Source organism: Arsukibacterium sp. UBA3155 (assembly GCA_002364615.1).
Lineage (GTDB): Bacteria > Pseudomonadota > Gammaproteobacteria > Enterobacterales > Alteromonadaceae > Alishewanella.
Map to the genome: position 1 here is coordinate 33050 of DEYP01000020.1, position 18397 is coordinate 51446.

General features: G+C 48.3%; 19 protein-coding genes and 1 riboswitch. Of the genes, 14 read left to right on the forward strand and 5 right to left on the reverse strand.

Translation table 11 applies throughout. The annotated features are described in order from the left end of the window. Positions 1-43: 43 nt before the first annotated feature. Positions 44-1138 (reverse strand): AI-2E family transporter, encoded by a 1095-nt coding sequence (locus B2X65_RS09830; protein WP_290612340.1) that lies wholly within the window; start codon positions 1136-1138, stop codon positions 44-46. Positions 1139-1380: 242 nt separating this feature from the next. Between B2X65_RS09830 and B2X65_RS09835 the strand changes: the two genes are divergently transcribed. From B2X65_RS09835 to B2X65_RS09850, 4 genes are all read left to right on the forward strand, one after another. Beyond that, entirely contained in the window at positions 1381-2829 is a 1449-nt protein-coding gene (locus B2X65_RS09835; RefSeq protein WP_290612341.1) for a M48 family metalloprotease, read from the forward strand. Between the two features lie 62 nt (positions 2830-2891). Further along, positions 2892-3236 (forward strand): arsenate reductase (glutaredoxin), encoded by a 345-nt coding sequence (arsC, locus tag B2X65_RS09840; protein WP_290612342.1) that lies wholly within the window; start codon positions 2892-2894, stop codon positions 3234-3236. Then, positions 3236-3820: an NAD(P)H:quinone oxidoreductase gene (wrbA, locus tag B2X65_RS09845; RefSeq protein ID WP_290612343.1), complete on the forward strand. Its 585-nt coding sequence runs from the start codon at positions 3236-3238 to the stop codon at positions 3818-3820. The genes arsC and wrbA overlap by 1 nt, the downstream gene beginning before the upstream one ends. Continuing rightward, complete coding sequence (locus B2X65_RS09850; RefSeq protein WP_290612344.1) at positions 3820-4260, forward strand: DUF2069 domain-containing protein; 441 nt, start codon at positions 3820-3822, stop codon at positions 4258-4260. The genes wrbA and B2X65_RS09850 overlap by 1 nt, the downstream gene beginning before the upstream one ends. 16 nt (positions 4261-4276) lie before the next feature. Here B2X65_RS09850 and B2X65_RS09855 read toward each other — a convergent pair whose 3' ends face one another. After that, positions 4277-5044: a substrate-binding periplasmic protein gene (locus B2X65_RS09855; RefSeq protein ID WP_290612345.1), complete on the reverse strand. Its 768-nt coding sequence runs from the start codon at positions 5042-5044 to the stop codon at positions 4277-4279. A gap of 169 nt (positions 5045-5213) precedes the next feature. On the opposite strand from B2X65_RS09855, the gene B2X65_RS09860 reads away from it, so the two are divergent. Then, positions 5214-5795, forward strand: a complete 582-nt coding sequence (locus B2X65_RS09860; protein WP_290612347.1) for an LON peptidase substrate-binding domain-containing protein — start codon at positions 5214-5216, stop codon at positions 5793-5795. 38 nt (positions 5796-5833) lie between these two features. Here the strand turns inward: B2X65_RS09860 and queE are convergent, their stop codons facing one another. Continuing rightward, complete coding sequence (gene queE / locus B2X65_RS09865; protein ID WP_290612349.1) at positions 5834-6502, reverse strand: 7-carboxy-7-deazaguanine synthase QueE; 669 nt, start codon at positions 6500-6502, stop codon at positions 5834-5836. Positions 6503-6598: 96 nt separating this feature from the next. Here queE and queC point away from each other — a divergent pair, with 96 nt between their 5' ends. Then, a complete protein-coding gene (gene queC / locus B2X65_RS09870; protein ID WP_290612351.1) occupies positions 6599-7255 on the forward strand; it encodes a 7-cyano-7-deazaguanine synthase QueC in 657 nt (218 codons plus the stop codon). A gap of 72 nt (positions 7256-7327) precedes the next feature. Here queC and lysC read toward each other — a convergent pair whose 3' ends face one another. Both lysC and B2X65_RS09880 read right to left on the reverse strand, forming a co-directional pair. Beyond that, positions 7328-8677 (reverse strand): lysine-sensitive aspartokinase 3, encoded by a 1350-nt coding sequence (gene lysC / locus B2X65_RS09875; RefSeq protein WP_290612353.1) that lies wholly within the window; start codon positions 8675-8677, stop codon positions 7328-7330. Positions 8678-8769: 92 nt separating this feature from the next. Continuing rightward, positions 8770-8944, reverse strand: a riboswitch (Lysine riboswitch). 163 nt (positions 8945-9107) lie between these two features. Continuing rightward, entirely contained in the window at positions 9108-9380 is a 273-nt protein-coding gene (locus tag B2X65_RS09880) for a DUF3081 family protein (RefSeq protein ID WP_290612355.1), read from the reverse strand. 142 nt (positions 9381-9522) lie between these two features. On the opposite strand from B2X65_RS09880, the gene B2X65_RS09885 reads away from it, so the two are divergent. From B2X65_RS09885 to B2X65_RS09920, 8 genes are all read left to right on the forward strand, one after another. Further along, positions 9523-10119 (forward strand): hypothetical protein, encoded by a 597-nt coding sequence (locus tag B2X65_RS09885; RefSeq protein ID WP_290612357.1) that lies wholly within the window; start codon positions 9523-9525, stop codon positions 10117-10119. A gap of 47 nt (positions 10120-10166) precedes the next feature. Beyond that, complete coding sequence (locus tag B2X65_RS09890; protein WP_290612358.1) at positions 10167-11864, forward strand: M28 family metallopeptidase; 1698 nt, start codon at positions 10167-10169, stop codon at positions 11862-11864. Between the two features lie 189 nt (positions 11865-12053). Then, positions 12054-14726 (forward strand): YdbH domain-containing protein, encoded by a 2673-nt coding sequence (locus tag B2X65_RS09895; protein ID WP_290612359.1) that lies wholly within the window; start codon positions 12054-12056, stop codon positions 14724-14726. After that, positions 14723-14911 (forward strand): YnbE family lipoprotein, encoded by a 189-nt coding sequence (locus B2X65_RS09900; protein WP_290612360.1) that lies wholly within the window; start codon positions 14723-14725, stop codon positions 14909-14911. The genes B2X65_RS09895 and B2X65_RS09900 overlap by 4 nt, the downstream gene beginning before the upstream one ends. A 10-nt stretch (positions 14912-14921) precedes the next feature. Then, the gene (locus tag B2X65_RS09905) at positions 14922-15299 is read left to right on the forward strand and encodes a YdbL family protein (protein ID WP_290612362.1); all 378 of its coding nucleotides are present in this window, start codon (positions 14922-14924) and stop codon (positions 15297-15299) included. A gap of 125 nt (positions 15300-15424) precedes the next feature. After that, positions 15425-17107: a carbon starvation CstA family protein gene (locus B2X65_RS09910; RefSeq protein ID WP_290612363.1), complete on the forward strand. Its 1683-nt coding sequence runs from the start codon at positions 15425-15427 to the stop codon at positions 17105-17107. Continuing rightward, a complete protein-coding gene (locus B2X65_RS09915) occupies positions 17104-17379 on the forward strand; it encodes a cory-CC-star protein (protein WP_290612364.1) in 276 nt (91 codons plus the stop codon). The genes B2X65_RS09910 and B2X65_RS09915 overlap by 4 nt, the downstream gene beginning before the upstream one ends. Continuing rightward, positions 17370-18374, forward strand: coding sequence for an ArsA family ATPase (locus B2X65_RS09920; protein WP_290612365.1), 1005 nt, complete (start codon positions 17370-17372; stop codon positions 18372-18374). The genes B2X65_RS09915 and B2X65_RS09920 overlap by 10 nt, the downstream gene beginning before the upstream one ends. The last annotated feature ends 23 nt before the right edge of the window (positions 18375-18397 follow it).

The window sequence follows — 18397 nt, forward strand, 5'->3', positions numbered from 1 at the left end:
GTGCTGTGAGCAGGGCCAGAACATTTAATTCAAGGTGGTTAGTTCACAGAGAACTCGCGTGGGGTTCGTCGGTCTTTTCAGACTGTGGATGCACCCTGCTCGACCAGGCTTTAATCGTCGCTTTTACCAGTGATGCCAGCGGAATAGCAAAGAAGATGCCCCAAAAACCAAATAAACCGCCAAAAAACAACACGGCTATTATGATGAATACCGGATTAAGATCAACGACTTCAGAAAACAGCAATGGCACCAGTACATTACCGTCTAAGGCCTGAATAATAGCGTAGGCCAGCATCAGATAGCCAAACTCTGCGGTAAGTCCCCATTGAAACAACGCCACCAGAGCAATGGGTAAGGTCACTAATGCGGCGCCAATATACGGAACCAGCACCGAAAAGCCGACACACACGGCAAGTAATAAGGCGTAGTTCAGACCAAACAGGGTGAAAACAACAAAACTCACCGCGCCGACAATCAATATCTCCAGAATTTTACCCCGGATGTAATTCATAATCTGACCGTTCATTTCGTTCCAGACCTGACTAATCAGCTTGCGCTCGGAGGGAAGCAGTTCAACAAAGCTTGCGCTTAATGAGGCCTTATCTTTGAGCATAAAAAACACCATCACCGGCACCAGCACCAAATAGATAAGCACGGCGACAACATCAAATATTGAGGCGAGCGACAATGACAGAATTTCCCGGCTGAATGTCATTAGCCGTTCATCAGCGGTTTGAATCATCAGGTAAATTTGCTCAGCACTGACAATACCCGGGAATAACTCCGGCAGCTCCAGCAGGTAAGTTTTACCAGAGGCTATCATGCTGGGTAAGTCTTTTGCCAAATTGCGCCCCTGTGCCCATGCTGCCGGTATAATTGACATCACTATCAGGGTTATAATTGAAATAAACGTTATTACCACCACGGTAGTGCTAATCGTACGGCTAAAACCCAGCCGGCTCAGGCGCGCTACCGGCCATTCCAGCAGATAGGCAAAAGCAATCGCAACCAATACTGGTCCCAGCATGCCACTTAACCAGTAAATGGCCAGAAAACCCAAAAAGAGCGTTAAAAACAGGGTTACCACCTGAGGATCTGAAAACTTATTGGTATACCACTTCTTTAACCAATCGAGCATAGCGCCACTCCAACCCTTTGCGAACAATAACAACGTAGTGTCTCAGTATAACTAACTTGGAACAAATTTTGTGGCTTATCTGTCAGACCCACAGCTGAATATGCTAAATTGGCGTAGTTTGCTGGTAAGTTAGCTAATTGCGTAATAATGCACCACTTAACTACTTACTTTTGAACTAATACTTCAGTTAACAGACCAAATATGCAGTTAACATCATCATCTGACACGAAAGCCGGGGCAGTATGTCATATCAAGCAATCCAGCAATTTTTCTTAGGATGCATCGCCAGTGTCAGCCTGCTGGTTAGCCCTGCCATAGCACAATCCGGCTTGCCTGATATTGGTGGCAATGCATTTTCGACCATCACACCTGAAAAAGAGAAGCAACTGGGTGATGTGCTGATGCGTCAAACCCGTGGTAGTTTGCCCATGGTCTACGATCCACTGCTTGACGAATATATTAATGATTTAGGAAACCGGTTAGTTGCCCGCGCCAATGACGTTAAATTCCCTTTTAAATTTTACTGGGTTAACAACAAAAATATTAATGCTTTCGCTACGTTAGGCGGAAATATTGCCTCACATACCGGCACGCTGGCAGTCTCAGAATCGGAGAGCGAATTTGCGTCAGTCATGGCCCATGAAGTTGCTCATGTCACCCAACGCCACATTGCACGCTTTGTTGAAGCCCAAAATCAACGCGCACCGGTATCCATGGCTGGCATTTTAGGTGCCATCGTGTTGGCAACCGTTAATCCTGAAGCAGGAATGGCAGCCATGATGGCAACTCAGGGCGCCGCCCAGCAAAGTGCCATTAACTTTACCCGCGGTAACGAGCAGGAAGCCGACCGGATAGGTATGAAAATTCTGGCAGATTCAGGCTTTGACCCTTACGCTGTGCCTGAATTTTTTTATAAGCTCACTCAGCAAAGCCGCTTTGTTAATCAGCAACTGGCTTTCTTACAAACTCACCCCTTATCACAAGCGCGGGTTAGCGATACCCGTTTGCGGGCAGAGCAATTTGAAAAACGTTATGTGCCCGACAGCCAGGATTACATTCTGAGTAAAACACGGGTGTTAGCCAGATATCAGTACCAGAGCACTGAAACGGTAGAAGTTTTCCAGCAACGATTAAGCCAGCCCGGCGGCAATACCAGAGCCAACCTTTATGGTTTAGCGCTGGCTAAACTTGATAACAACCTGTTTGCTGATGCCCAGAAAATTATTGAAGACTTACTGCTGGAAGAACCGCACAATTTATATTATGTCGATGCTTATACCGATATTTTGCTTGGCCAGAATCAATTTACCAAAGCACTGGAAATTCTGGAGCAAGAGTACCTGATCAGACCCAATAACCAGGTTGTTACCTTAAACTATGCCAATGCCGCTATCAAAGCCGGCAGTTACCGCCTTGCCATTCATTTATTGCGTAATTTATTGTATTACAAAAACGATAATATTCTGGCTTACGATTTATTATCTGATGCCTACAAAAGGTTGGAAGACTATCCGAAATATTATGAAGCCCGGGCAGACTTATACTACCAGATGGCAAATTACCCGAAAGCAATTGATGATCTTAACGAAGCGCTGAATCATATTGGTGAGAAGTCCCGCCTCGAAAACAGACGGGTCGAGGCTAAAAAGCAACAACTTCAAGCCGAGTTTGACCGCCTGAAGCAAATGTAAGCAGGTTTAGCACTGACCAGATACGCAACATTACACCGATATCGCGAGTTAATGGAAGATTTATGATTACGATTTATCACAACCCCCGCTGTTCAAAAAGCCGTGAGGCGTTAGCATTGCTGCAACAACATTGTGAACACATTGCAGTAATTGAATATCTGAAGACACCACCCACTGCAGCAGAACTGGCTGCAATCTTGATGAAGCTGAATATCTCAGCCAGAGAATTACTGCGTAGCAAAGAAGAAGAATACCGTAATTTGCAACTCAATAACCCGGCGTTAAGCGAACAGCAACTGATTAATACCATGGTAGAGCATCCCAGGCTGATTGAGCGACCTATTGTTGTCAAGGGTGATCAAGCCGCTATTGGTCGTCCCCTTAGCAATATAAGCGCGCTTCTCTGATGAGTGCTCAGGTGCTGGTACTTTACTACTCAAAACATGGCAGCGTGGCTGCGTTGGCTGAAAAAATTGCTATTGGTATCGCTCAGGCAGGAGCCACTGCTGTTGTTCGCAGTATCGCCGGTTTTGACAAAGAGTCGCCAGGCAGGCATCCGACGGTAACTCAGGCAGATCTCAGTCAATGTGATGGCCTGGCATTTGGCAGTCCGGTCCGTTTTGGCAATATGGCTGCTGAAGCCAAAGCATTCTGGGACAGCACCAGCAGCATTTGGCTCAAAGGTGAGTTAATTAACAAAGCTGCTGGCGTTTTCACTTCATCAGGCAGTATGCACGGTGGCAACGAAGCTAATTTGTTAAGTATGATGTTGCCACTGCTGCATCACGGCATGGTGTTAATGGGTATCCCATACGCTGAGCCGGAGTTGCACAATACTCAAACCGGTGGCACCCCTTATGGCCCCACTCATATTAGTGGCTTGCAAGGCAATACTAAACTGAGTGTTGATGAACAGCGGTTGGCTGTTGCTTTTGGTAAGCGCCTGGCTCATCTGAGTATGTCTTTAAAATCTGCAGGGTTTGATAAATAATGAATGAACATACTGAAGTGGCGATGGCGCCACGAACGAAAATCTACCTTTTGCTGGCACGGTTTGGTTATTGGGGTTTATGGCTGCTGATACCACTATGGTTACTCTGGCTCGCGCCTGCAACATACGGCAGTACCAGCCAGATAACCGGCAATAAATTAATCAGTACAGCGTTGCTGTGGCTGCCGTTATGGTTGCCGATGTATGGCATTATTAAAGGAAAAGCTTATACCTTTGCCTGGGCTAATTTTATTGTGATGATTTATTTTTTGCACAGTCTGACTAACTTGTGGGTCAGCACCGGGCTGTATCAGATGCTGGCGTTTATTGAGCTGCTGCTGGCATCAATTATGTTTATAGGTTGTACTTACTTCGCCAGGCATCGCGGCATAGAACTTGGATTAAAAATTCCAAGACTGAAAGACGACCCACGCCAGTAACAGTATGTAACTGCCGTTATTCGAGCCTTTCGCCTTTATAACGGCGTAGTTGCCTGTCAATAAACTTGTTCTCCACCAAGGTATGCAGGCCCTGCATTAAACTTGCCGCAAGCTCAGGGTTAAAACGGCTGATAGCACAATAAACTGACGGCGGTGCAGACCAGAGGGGATCGGCTGCAAAGCTACCCAGCCCGCCATTTGCCATAAAAAAATAATAAGACAAGTCGACACTCATTACTGCATCCAGTCTTCCCTGCTCCAGGCGCTTCAGGTTGCTTTCCAAGGTATGTGCGTCGTCCCGGATAACATCGCCAAGTGCAAACACCTGTTCTAGCTCAGGATAAGTAAAACCACGGGTGGTACCCACCCGCTTGCCGACCAGATCAGGTAAGGCAATAATAGGCGAGCTATCGGCTCGGCGAATAAACAGCTGTTGCGTTGCAAACAACGGTGGACTCCAGTGAAAAAGATCTGGCTCTGCCACCCAATCCGGATTCAGAAAACAAGCGACATCAGCCTGGCCGTTCTCTAACCAGCCTTCGATTCTGGTTCTGGGTAAATCGAGATACTGAATTTCCAGTTTGGTTAATAACGCCAATGCATCCAGAATATCTTTACTTAATCCCGCACTTAACTTACCTGCGTCATCAAATATGGCATAGGGCGGCGTATTGGTGTCACTAACCGCCGCTCGCAATACCTGTTGCTCAGTGGCTGCTGTGCCAGAACCTGTCGCCAGGAGCAATAATGACACGCTGACACATTGACGCAGATTTAATCGCATAAGACCCTTTGAGCTGCGCTCAGAATAATGGCGTCGATCTTAAATTTATCATGAAATGTTAAAATAGCCAGAAAACCGGTTTCAAGATAAATTTTGCCAAAGCCGATCTGATAAACCATGCAGGCCGTATTATTTTGCAAGTCAGAAACAAGTGGCAGTGAATTGCAGTATGAGTAAACAATTAGCATTATTTCCATTGAGCAGCTTTATTTTGCCTGGCGGTAAAATGCGTTTGCGGGTGTTCGAAAAACGTTATATCAGACTGGTTAAAGAGGCCGGATTGGGTAAGCGCAGTTTCGCAATGGCATTGCTTAACCCGTTTGCTACCCAACACCATCGAGACCGGATCTTACCACTGGCGACAGAAGCGGTAATCGATGATTTTGAACAACTTTCAGATGGTTTACTGGGCATTACAGTCAGAGGGGTACGCCGGATAGAAATTATTGAGCGCTGGCAGGAAGAAGACAGCTTGAATGTTGCATCCGTGACTGAATTGAGTAGCTGGCCAGAGACCCGCTTAAGCCAGCGCTATCCCGATTTATCCCGTTCATTCCTCCAATTATTGGCAGACTATCCGCAACTGCAACAACTTTATCCGGAGCCCGAGCTTGATAACGCCAGTTGGCTGGCATCGCGCTGGCTGGAGCTGATGCCCATACAGCCGGGCTTAAAACAAAAACTGTCTGCAGAGCAAGACCCTTTTGTCTGTCTGGATAACCTGCAACACTGGCTGGAACATAATTCCTAGCACTATTGCCGCCATCTGACAGTATTGCCGCCCGGCTACTACTCAATACCAATGTATTTATGAACCTGCACACTTAGGCGCCAATTGTGTTTTTTACAATAGGAAATGGCCAGTGCAGTGGCTTTTGCCTGCTGACTGATTGGCTGCAGATAAATCAGCTTCTTGCTGATATCAGTTTGCGCCAGCAGTTGCTGCAACTCGACCACATGTTTATCCATTGCCACCGGATGCTTAATTTCATCAGCCCGGTTCAGGGCACTTTGCAATACCTTGTAGCCGCCTTTCATATTTACTTTGGGTGAAACGGTTACCCAACTTTGTGGCGGGACTAAAATGTCAAAGGTGCCGCTGGTTTCAATCTGCGTCTGATAACCCGCATCGTGCAGCGTGGTACAAAGCGGGTTTAAATCATACATACAGGGTTCACCACCGGTTATCACTACATGTTTGGCCTGGTAACTGTTTTCACGAAATAGCGTCAGTACCTGCTCGGCACTAAGCTCTGCCCACTGTTCCGTTTCAGCCGATTTTGCCATAACAATTTTCGGTGTTACCTGCAAATCAGGGTTAATCACCCAGGTGTGCTTCGTATCACACCAGGAGCATCCGACCGGACAGCCCTGCAGCCGGATAAAAATAGCAGGCACCCCGGTAAAGCTGCCTTCCCCCTGAATCGTTTCAAATATTTCATTAACCTTGTATAGCAATCCGCGGGTTCCTTAATGACAAGCAGGTGATCTGACCGCAATGTTCAAGTACAATGCGCGGCCTGTTTACCCGCTATTATACAGAGAGAGGCAAAGATGAGCCAAAAAGTTGTGGTTATTTATTCCGGAGGCATGGATTCCTTTACCATACTGCACAAAGCAATTGCTGCCGGCCACGACGTTTATGCTTTATCTTTCAACTATGGTCAGCGCCATGTTAAAGAGCTGATTTGTGCGGCTGAAGTCTGTAAAGAGCTGAATATTAATCATAAAATTGTCGATATTTCAGCCATTAATCAGCTAATCAGTGGCTCCTCGCTGACCAGCGACATTGATGTACCAGAAGGCCACTACGCGGCAGATAATATGAAATCAACCGTGGTGCCCAACCGCAATATGATTTTACTGTCTTTGGCAGTGGGTTACGCTGATTCAATTGGTGCCCGCGCCGTCTATTACGGTGCCCATTCGGGTGATCACTTTATTTATCCGGATTGCCGGCCGGAATTTGTCCAGAAAATGAATGATGTCTGCCAGATTGCCAACTATCAGCCAGTCGATATTGTCAGTCCCTACCTGTATCAGACTAAAATTGAAATTTTAGCCGATGGCCTGGCTATGAGCCTTGATTACAGCAAAACCTGGACCTGCTACAACGGTCGCGATAAAGCCTGCGGCAAGTGCGGCTCCTGTCAGGAGCGCTTAGAAGCGTTTAACCTGAATAACGCCACCGATCCCCTGCCCTATGAGTAACGGCGTATTCCTGTTTAGATAATTCAGAGTGTAAAAAAGCGGCCGGGTGGCCGCTTGGTACATTCGACGATGTTAACCGCTGAACAAACTTGAATGTAGCTGCTTTACCACCGCCGGCGCATCGGCATCCTGTACTAAAAAGCACAGGTTGTGCTTGGAAGCCCCGTGGCAAATAAGCCGCATGTTTATCCGCTCCAGGGTTTTAAACAACTCACCGGTTATACCTTTACTGCTATGTAAATGGTTACCAATAACGGCTACCAGACTCAATCCCTGCTCCACCACCACATCACAAAATGCTCTTAGCTCCAGCAGCGCCGGCTCTACCGCATGACTAAACGCGCTGGTCATGCCGCCTTCATCTAAGGTCAGCGCGACACTGATTTCTGAGGTAGTCACTAAATCAACTGAGATTTGATGCCGGCTTAAAATATCAAATACCCGGGCTAAAAAACCGGCAGCATGCAGCATGTCCGGGCTTTTCACGGTAATTAGCGTTTGTGATTTACGCAGCGCAATCGCCCGGTAAGGTGGCCGCTGTTTTACCTCTTTGGCGATCCAGGTACCGCCTGCCTGTGGTTCACGGCTGGAACCAACAAACACCCCGATATTGCGACGCATGGCCGGTATTAATGTTGCAGGATGCAGTACCTTGGCACCAAAAGTGGCCATTTCCGCTGCTTCATCGAAGCTAATCTCACCAATACAGCGGGCTTGATCGGTTAAGCGAGGGTCGGTGGTAAATATGCCGACTACGTCAGTCCATATTTGTACGGTACTGGCTTGTAAGGCTTCTGCCAGCAAAGCCGCACTATAATCTGAACCGCCACGACCCAGGGTTGTGGTTTGCTCAAACTCGTCCTGACCAATAAAGCCCTGGGTTACGATACACTGCTCGGCAATTAATGGTTGCAAATGTACTTCAGCCAGTTGTGCAATTTGCTTTACCTGTGGCTCCGCCCGGCCAAAGCGGCTATCGGTGCGCATAATACGGCGAATATCGAAACATTGCGCCGCTAAGCCGCGCTCAAGCAACACCTGACTGAACAAGGCCGAGCTTAAACGCTCACCAAATGATTGAATAAGGTCTTTGTGGGCACTGCTGTAAACGGCACCGCCGTTTTCAATCAGCCCCTTAAGCTCGCCCAGCAGCAGCTCAATGGCCTGTGCAACCTGCTCTGGATGGTTTAAACGGTTTAGTACCGCCAGGGTAATCGCTTCGATGCCGGCGTAAGCGTCATAGCGCTCGGTAACCCGGGTAGTTTTGGTAATGTCGACTAACAGATTGGTAACACCGGAACTGGCGCTGACCACCACAACCCTGATGGCATTGTTGGCCAGGATAATATCGGCGCAGCGGCTCATGGCATCAAAGTCAGCGACACTGGTGCCACCAAATTTGGCGATAATAAGATTGGACAAGGGTGTCTCTCCTTACAAAGAAAATAAGCAGAGCATGGCTTTTGCTAATTGCAGCAAAACGGGAATAGTACAGACCGTTGCTATCGATAACAAAGGCCAGAAGCTCTCCACCAAACAAACAGGTGACAGTTGGCAGGATTCAGCCTGCTCAACCGAAAGCACCCCCAACTATATGGCGCACTTTCTCGGCGTTAATCCCCCTGGCCCACGCTGCGAAGTATAGTCTTCTAACATGGGTTACCTGGTTAACGCGCCTCTTCTGGTCTATCAGATATGATTGACGGCGGCCACTTTAACTCGTTAGCCGCCAGATAGCAATAGCCTTTTAGCCGTCTATCAGCTTAGCGCACGTCTACCGATTGTCATCGGTTATAATGCGCCGCATGATAACAGTAATAACTGAATGCTGCCTTAGTAAGGATAACTTTAATTAACTGTATTGGTTGTTAATGTGTTTAATCAGCTCGATAAATGTGTCCATATCTTTTTCGTTCTGAGCATCGCTGTGCCATTTATGATGAAACCCCAGCGTCAGCTGTACCTTGGCTGATTGGAAATAAACTTCGTAGCCGTCGAAGCCCTGGCTTACCGTCAACCCATCCAGGGTAAAACCGGCCCCATGATCAGTGTCTACCGCTTTGCCATGTTTTTCTACTTTGGCGTAGACATTTAAAAGCAATTTACCATCAAGTTCATTGTGCATAGTCAGCCCTTTATCTTTGGTTGTGCGTATTTCTGTGATGCAGAGTATTCTGAGGTTGGCTTTTAGCATAGCAGTTAAAAGCCATTGGTTTGATGAGTTTACGTAATGCAGGTATAGTACGGTTGTCTTACAGGAGAAAAAAATGCAAAAGACGCTTATCGCTTCCGTCCTGCTCTTTAGTCTTGGTGCCAGCGCCAACATCGTGCAGGATGCGCCGTTAGTTTCTATCGATACCCATGACGCCTATTTTAATCAGCTAAAAGCCCTCTGCGGTAAAGCGTTCGCCGGTGAGATTGCGGTCGACAACCCGCCCGCTCCGGGGTTTGAAGGTGCGTTAATCATGCATGTGCGTAAGTGCACCGACAGTCAGTTGCAAATACCGTTTCATGTTGGTAATGACCATTCACGTACCTGGATTATCACGAAAACCGGCTCAGGTTTAACATTAAAGCATGACCATCGCAATGCCGATGGCAGTCATGATGAGCAAACCATGTATGGCGGCCAGACACTGGATGCGGGTTGGGCCAATGCCCAGTCGTTTCACGCTGATCAGTATTCAAAAGAACTGTTTACGGCGCGGGGGATACCACAGTCAAATACCAATATCTGGCAGATGTTTATTTACCCTGAGAAATTCAGCTACCGGCTGATCCGGGAAGGTCGCGAATTTAAGGTTGATTTTGACCTGACACAACCTGTTGCTTTACCGCCAACACCCTGGGGCTATGCTGACTAGCATTTTTACTATAAAACTAAAAACAACCTTCAATAACTGGAGCCACTATGAAAACGTACCTAAAGTTTTCACCACTATTTATGATCCTGGCAGGCGCGCTTACCCTTAGCGCTTGCTCCAAACAACCGGCAGCACCGGTTGACGACAGTCCGGCTGAACCCGAAACCACAACTGAACTGGTTGATACCGATTTTAACCCTCGCTTAGGCGAGTATATTAAAACGCTGGCCTCTGATGAGTATCAGGGCCGGGCGCCAGCGACTAAAGGCGAAGAGCTTACCGTCGCTTATCTGGAAGAAAATTTTAAGCGGATTGGTTTAAAACCAATCGACGGTGACAGTTATAAGCAACCGGTGTCACTGGTGCAGATTGATCCAAAACAAGTATCTGATATGACATTATCGGGTGAAAATTTACCTGAAAACTTTAAATATCGCGACGAAATGATTGCCTGGACCACCCGGGTTACCGATCAGGTAAGTGTAGAAGAAAGTGAAATGGTATTTGTCGGCTATGGCATCGTGGCGCCTGAATACAACTGGAACGACTACGAAGGCCTGGATGTAAAAGGTAAAACCGTAGTGATGTTCGTAAATGACCCCGGCTATGCAACTCAGGACCCAGAGCTGTTTAATGGCAATGCCATGACCTATTACGGCCGCTGGACTTATAAATTTGAGGAAGCTGCCCGTCAGGGCGCGGCGATGGCGCTGATTATTCATGAGACCGCACCAGCCAGTTATGGTTGGGGTGTGGTCGCCCATGGCTCGCCAATTAAATTTGATCTGGTCAATGACAACAAAAATATGGACCGGGCTAAAGTTGAAGGCTGGCTGACAACTGAATCTGCCGAGAAATTATTTGCCAATGCGGGTACCGACTTAGCCACCATGCATAAAAAAGCGCTGGAGCCTGATTTCAGCCCGGTACCGCTGAAGGCTAAAGCTTCGGTTACGGTTAATAATAACCTGCGCGAACTGACCTCCAGCAACGTGGTGGGCTATATTGAGGGCAGCAAATATCCGGATGAATACGTGCTGTATATGGCGCACTGGGATCATCTGGGTATGGATTTCTCCAACCCTGATAACAAAGTATTTAACGGTGCGCAGGACAATGCCAGCGGCACCGGCGCGGTTATTGCACTGGCCGAACACTTTGCTAAACAGCCGCAACCCGAGCGTTCAATTGCCTTTGTATTGGTAACAGCAGAAGAGCGTGGTTTACTGGGCTCAGCCTGGTATGCCGCCAACCCGGTATTCCCACTGGAGAAAACCGCTGCGGCTATTAATATGGACGTTATGAACATGTATGGGCCGATGAAAGACATGGTTATTGTTGGTCTGGGCAATACTGATGTTGAGAAAATTCTGGTGAAATATACTGAGCAGCAAGGCCGCTATGCCGTCCAGGAGCCGAATCCGGAAGCAGGTATTGCCTATCGCTCAGATCATTTTAACTTATCGAAAAAAGGCGTGCCTATTCTGTATGCAAAAGGCGGTAACGATCATTATCAGCAAGGTGCTGAATGGGGCGCAGCGCAACGTGCAGAATATAATCGCTGTTGTTACCACAAAGTACAGGATGAATGGCGTGCCGATTTCGACTTACGTGGCGCTCAGCAAGATTTGTTCCTGTACTACCGGGTAGGCAATGAGCTGGCCAATAGCCGGCAGTGGCCAAACTGGTATGAAGGTAATGAATTCCGGGCTATCCGCGATGCCTCAGCCGACGCCCGCCAGTAAAAACAAAACGATGTTGTAATTCGTTAGACGAAGGGCAGCCATATGGTTGCCCTTTTTTTCCGGGTATTACTGGTTATTCTCGTCTTAGCCAGCTAATTTGCTAATTCAGAACTTATTCAGGTAGGGTTATCTACATTGATGATCATTGATCTTAATGAATAACTTTATTCTGGCTGCTATGGACATGCTATGCGACGTTTTTTAAAAGCAGTGCTCATTTTAGTGATCGGCTTACCGGTAATAGCAGCCGCAGCTTATTGGTATTTGCAGCAAAGTATTGCAGCAGCGGGAATTAGTCAGCTGCAATTGGATTTCAACCGATTGACCCTTCACAGCGTCTCTTTTCACCGGGTCCGGTTTCAGCTGCAACAGAGCGACGCACAGCATCAGTTTGATTTACAGAATGTTGAACTCCGGTGGCTGTGGCCACAGGCTTTTAAACCACAACTGCAATATATCGGGTCAGGCCCGGGTAAAATTATCGTTGGTAAACCAAGCAAGCCTGCAACCGCAAATGATGCCAGTCCCTTGCTTGTCCCTGGCCAGTGGCAATTACCAGATTGGTTGCCAGAGCATATTAAGCTTGCCGATACTCAGCTTGTGCTGCCCTGCCCGGCCGGCCAGTGCCCGCTGCAGTTAACGGGTTATTTGCGCTACCACGCCAGTCAGGCTCAGCTAATCTCCGGGGAAACGAATACCACCGAAGATAACGCTGCACCACCTTATTGGCAAAGCCAGTTTAGCATTAGCGAGTTTCAACCACTCGAGCCTGGCCAGGCCGAGCTGCTTATCGACTTGCGATATCAGCCGACACCGCAACCGTCACTGGAATTAACGGTACAGCAAGCGCAGCAACTTGGGTTTAGTTTAAAACAGCATATTAACCCCGACAGCCGGCAGGCCGAGACTGAGCTGGTGTTAGCGCTTTCCCCGCCCTCACCGACTAACCAGCGTTTATTTCAACAATGGGGAGTAACTTTACCCGAAGCCTGGCTGGCTCAGTTCCAGCAACCGGTGCAACTGTATAGCAAGCTGCAGTGGCAACTGCCGGCGGATGGTAATCTGTCCAACCTGTTAAGCAGTCATGATCTTAATGGTATTGTCGTTGCCCGGGTACCCGATCCATTCTATTTACCCAAACTCGGCTTAATCCAGGGCGAGTTAACGGCAGATTTACGACTTAAAAATCAAATAGTAGAGCATTGGCAGCTCAATGCCAGCGCGGTGCTCTCTGAGCTTGAATTACCCGAAGCCCTGACGGCCATGGGCATTCACCTAAGCCCAATCAACGTTGTACTTAGCGCTAAAGCAAATGAAAAGCCAGATTTGAAGGCGCTACCCTTGCAACTCAACCTGAACAGTAGTGGTGAAAATCGTTTTACCCTGGAAAGTGAGCTGACCCTTGATATCAGCGACAACCCGGGACTGACGATTAAAAAGGCAGTAGTAAGCGCAGCGATTGCAAAACTGGATCTTGCCAACGAACAGAGCAGCACACCTAAAGTTAAGCTTAGAGACATTGTGCTAAGTAGTGCGCTCAGTGGCGACTGGACACCAGAGAACTGGCAACTGACCCTGGCCAGCGACACTCATATCCGCACTGGCGTCTCGTCAGATCTGCTGCAGATAGGCAGTCTCGACCTCACGGCAAGTAACAGCACTATCACAGGTGACAACAAGGGTGTCACGGCCATAAACACCGATGTTAAGCTCAGTGCGAATAGCGTAAGCCACTCGGCACTGCTTAGTAAACACTGGCAATGGCAAGGCACTGTCCGTCTGGAGGCAGAAACCCTGGCGCTAGACAATGCCCAGCTGAGCAACGATGCCGGGCTGATGCTCAGCCATCAGCTGAGTTTTCAGCCAGAAAACAAAGCGATAGCGCTGCGCTGGCAGCTAGCAGAGATATTTTTGCTGGCAGGAACCCCTTTAGCAACCTCATTTAACAACTGGCCGCCGCTTCTTAGCGTAAATCGGGGCAAAATTACCGCGTCTGGCGAGGCTAATTATCGTGGTAGCGCATTTACCAGCGCCAGTCAGCTACAATTTGGCGATGTCGCCGGTATTTATGACCGAAGCCTGTTCAGTGGTTTAAATGGCATAGTCGACGTCGCGGTTAGCAGTGACACACTGCAACTAAATACCAGTAATCTTACCCTGAACCGGCTGAATCATGGCATTGAAATGGGTCCGCTTACCGTCAAAGCCTCTGCCACTATGCCACTGCTGGCCCCCGGGCAACTGCAGATTGATTTGCAGCAAATTGAAATGCAGATCATGCAGGGTATGGTTAGTGTTAACGAGCAGCAACTGGATTTCAGCCAGCCAGAGAACCAGCTTATCCTGCACTTGCGGCAGATTGATTTAGCCAGCCTGCTGCAGCAGCACCCATCCAGTGACTTAACAGGTAACGGTAAACTATCTGGTAAAGTCCCCATTACCATCAATGCCAAAGGGGTAAGTGTTAGCGACGGCAATATTGCCGCTGAAGCACCGGGTGGCCGCTTGCAGTACCAATCAGCGAGTGCCGGTGCTATGGCGAAAACCAACAGTAATATGAAACTGGTGTTAGATGCGCTGGAGAATTTTCAATACACCGTGCTTAGCAGCACGATCAGTTACGACACCAGTGGCAAACTCAATCTGGGTTTAAGATTACAGGGCAGCAATCCCAACCTGCAGCAGGGCCGCGCCATTAATTTAAATGTTAATGTGGAAGAAGACTTGCCTGCCCTGATTACCAGTTTGCAGTTAACCAATAAATTAAATGAAGTCATCACAAAACGAGTACAACAATATCTTAAACAGCAACAGTATCTTAAACAACATAAGGCGGCTGCCGCCAACGGAGAAAAACCATGAGACGATTAGCCACAGTGCTGGCAACAGCTTGCGTACTGTTGCTCGCCTGTACGCCCAAAGTTCAGGTAGAGCTACCTAACGAGCCGATAAATATTAATCTGAACGTAAAAATTCAGCATGAAATTTATATTAAGGTAGATAAACAACTTGATGAATTATTCAGTGAAAATAGCGGCTTATTCTAAGGAGACGGTAATGAACAGTAATATTAATAATCCCAAAAAACGCTTTGGAAAAGCCCGTCTGTTGCTCGCCTCCCTGGTATTGGCAGTAAGCTTGCCGGTGCTGGCGATGAATTTGCAACAAGCAATGGCCGCGTTAAGCCAGGCGAAAGTTCAGGGCCTGGTGGGGGAGCAACCTAATGGATATCTGGGCGTAGTAGAAAGCTCGGCAGATACTGAAGCAGTGGTAAAACTGATTAACGATGCCAGACGGGCAGAATACGTCAGAATGGCGAAGCAAAATGATATTGCCGTCGCCGATGTTGAAGCTATTGCTGGTCAGAAAGCCATTGAACGAACTGCCAGCGGCCATTTTATTCTGATCGACGGTAAGTGGCTGCAGAAGCGTTAGTAACAGCCCGGTTTTGCGCCAGCCTACCCTCAGGTTCGCTGGCGTTAGACTTTAGTCGCATCCCCCTCGTCCTCTTCCTGATGTACTATGCTTAGCATTCCTGGTGACTGGTCAGAGCGTGTTGAATGAATGCGATATTTTTGATGTTGATGGGTCTTGGCGCTATGGCGCTGGGCTATTTTGTCTACGCGAAGTTTATCTGCGAGAAAATCTTTAAAGTCGATCCACACTTTCGCACGCCTGCTCATGAAATGCAGGATGGCATTGATTATGTGCCCACCAATAAATACATTCTGTGGGGCCATCACTTTACTTCTGTTGCTGGAGCTGCACCAATAATTGGTCCCGCCATTGCCGTTATCTGGGGTTGGGTGCCGGCGTTTTTATGGGTGGTATTTGGTACCATATTCTTTGCTGGTGTGCATGATGCCGGTGCCATCTGGGCCAGTGCCCGCAATAAAGCAAAATCGATTGGCTCATTAACCGGCGATATTGTCGGCAACCGGGCCCGCATTATTTTTATGATTGTGATATTCCTGGTGCTGCTGATGGTTAACGCCGTGTTTGCAGTGGTAATATCCAGTCAGCTGATTAAATTCCCCAGTGCCACCCTGCCAGTTTGGGGCGCCATAGTGGTCGCACTTATTATCGGTCAGCTTATTTACCGCAAACTGATTAGCTTACTTCTCGTCACTATTATTGGTGTCGTGGCGTTATATGCAATGATTTACGCAGGCCCATTGTTGCCTTTAGCACTACCGGAAACACTGGGACCCCTTAGTGACAATCAGAGCTGGATTATCCTACTATTTGCCTATGCCGCCATCGCCTCGCTATTACCGGTGTGGATGTTATTGCAACCCCGCGATTACATTAACGGCATTCAACTTTTTGTCGGCTTAATCTTACTTTATGGTGCGGTACTTATTTCAGGGCCGGAATTAGTCGCACCGGCGTTTAATACTAATGTGCCAGAGGGCACGCCTTCGATCATCCCGCTGTTATTTGTAACGATTGCCTGTGGTGCTATTTCTGGCTTTCATGGCTTAGTGTCCAGCGGTACTACCTCTAAACAATTAGATAAAGAGCCGGATGTGCGTTTTGTCGGCTACTTTGGTGCTGTCGGTGAGGGCTCGTTGGCATTGGCTGCCATCATTGCCGCCTGTGCCGGCTTTGCCAGCCTTGCTGACTGGCAAGCAATATACTCCAGCTTTGGTCAGGGCGGTGTGTCGGCCTTTATAAATGGCGGCGCCAATATTTTGCAGGCCGGTATCGGCATGGATACCGTGCTGTCACAAACGCTGCTGACCGTAATGGTGGTGTTATTTGCCGGTACCACCATGGATACCGGCTTGCGCCTGCAACGCTATATCTTCCAGGAATGGGGAGCCATTTATAATATCAGCTGGATGCAAAAAGCGGCTCCCGCTACCTTTTTAGCCGTCGCAAGCTGTTTATTTCTGGCATTTGGCGCCGGTGGTGATGGTGCCGGTGGCATGCTTATCTGGCCATTATTTGGCACCACTAACCAATTGCTGGCTGGCTTAACCTTGCTTGTTATTACGGTAATGTTGGTTAAAAAACGCCGGCCAATGTGGTACACCCTGGCACCCCTTATCTTTTTGCTGTTCATGACCACCCTGGCATTGCTTACCCAGTTAAAAACCTTCTATGACAAAGCAGACTGGTTTTTGTTTGGACTGGACTTAGTTGTGCTGGCTGCGGCTATTTTAGTATCACTGGAATGTGCCGCCACGTTAACCAAACAAATCAAAACCAACAAAGCTAATCCGGTCAGTGACTCGTGATAAAACTCGATACACTAAAGGCCTGGTATCGCCAGGCCAGTTTTTATGCCGAAGAAGCGTATAACGCCCCTTATCGCAGCGCTATTGCCCGTGCTAAGCGAGAACAGGACGATTTGTTTATGTTGCTAATCTTCTCTGAAATGATGGGAGTCCCCAACCCAGCCAGTTATTACACCCTGGAACTGCAACCGTTACTGATGGAGCGATTTCACGACTGGCATACCCGGATAGGCATGGAGCACTCACCGCTGGATAATATTAAATGCTGTTAACCGATAAACGGTTGTTATTGATTGGGGGTAAAGGCGGTGTCGGTAAAACCACCACCAGCTCTGCGCTGGCGTTGTTAGCCACCAACCGCGGTAAAAAAGTGCTGTTGGTCTCTACCGATCCGGCGCATAGCCTCAGTGATGCCTTTAACCGGCCCATTGGCGATACCATCACCCGCTTAGCCCCTGATCTGGATGGGCTGGAGCTGGATCCGGATCGTGAAGTTGCCCTGCACTTAGCTAAAGTCAGCGCGCAGTTAAAGCGCTTTACCCGACCAGAAATGTACCGTGAAATTGAACGCCAAATGCGCCTGACCGCGCTGTCGCCGGGGGCCCAGGAAGCGGCAATGCTCGAACGCATGTCTAATGTCATTGAACTGGGATTACGTGACTACGATCTGGTCATTTTTGATACCGCCCCTACCGGTCATACCTTACGATTACTAAGCTTGCCTGAGGCGATGGCCGCCTGGACTCAGGGCTTACTTAATGCCAACAAGCGCTCTGAAAAGCTTGGCGAAGTTTTGGCGCATTTAACGCCTAAAGGCGGTCGCGATATCCCCAACCCACTGGCAAATCCTAATGAGCACGCTACTGACGGCATGGATGACCGCAACAAAGCCATTACCGAAACCCTGCTGGCCCGCCAGCGTTTATTGCAGCGCACCCGTGAAGTACTGACCGATAAACAGCAAAGCGCGCTGTTATTTGTACTGACCCCGGAAAAGCTGCCAATTCTGGAAACCGGTCGTGCCGTGCAAAGCCTAATGCAGGAAAACCTGCCATTGGCGGGTCTGGTGGTAAACCGCATTTTGCCAGACCACGCCGATGGTGATTTTCTGGCGGCTCGTCGCAGCCAGGAAAAGCAGCATTTAGCGCAGATAGAGCAAGATTTTGCCAAATTGACCCGGTACAAAGTGCCACTGCAAGCCACTGATATTCAGGGGCTTACTGCATTGCAGCATATGGCAGGCTTATTGGAGCAAGCAGGTTTATAGCTGATTTTAAGCCAGAGATCGGC